Below are 450 nucleotides of genomic sequence, written 5' to 3'. Positions count from 1 at the left end.
TAACGCCCTAATAATGGGCAAAAAATTGTTGGCTGAAATGTTGAGGAACGAAAACAGCCAACTGTTTTTTGTCCTTATTAATTAGCTTGTTAGTTGCCAATTACTCTAAATTTTCGATTGCTTTAATTACATTGTCATCCAATTCTCTAACCCAGACATTAGAACCTTTTTTGAAAAGAACGACCCTTTCCATTAAGCCCTCAGAAAACGAACAACTTGCACTGGATTGGTAAATTTTATTAGCAACCCCTTTTAGCGATCGCTCTGTAATTAATCTAACACTTTTTTGAACTGGTACAGAAATGCGAAATTCAATTAATTCGTTTTCTTCATTATCATTTAGCAAACCAGCCTCTGCTTCTGCGGCAAAGATACCTGTGACATAAGCAATTGCAACAACGTCAGCCTCAGCTACTTCCTTTTCAAAATCAAAAGGCGCTGGTCTGCATG

At 37.1% G+C, this 450-nt stretch carries 1 protein-coding gene; it reads right to left on the bottom strand.

The genetic code is table 11. The features are described from left to right. Nucleotides 1–100: 100 nt before the first annotated feature. Nucleotides 101–450, bottom strand: a 350-nt coding sequence (locus RF53_RS19485; protein ID WP_039038581.1) for a hypothetical protein, incomplete at its 5' end; no start/stop codon positions are given.

The organism is Pseudoalteromonas sp. ECSMB14103, assembly GCF_000813065.1.
In the GTDB taxonomy this organism is placed as follows: domain Bacteria; phylum Pseudomonadota; class Gammaproteobacteria; order Enterobacterales; family Alteromonadaceae; genus Pseudoalteromonas; species Pseudoalteromonas marina.
Note: the sequence above shows the minus strand (reverse complement) of the source record. Positions and strands in the feature narration are given on the sequence as shown.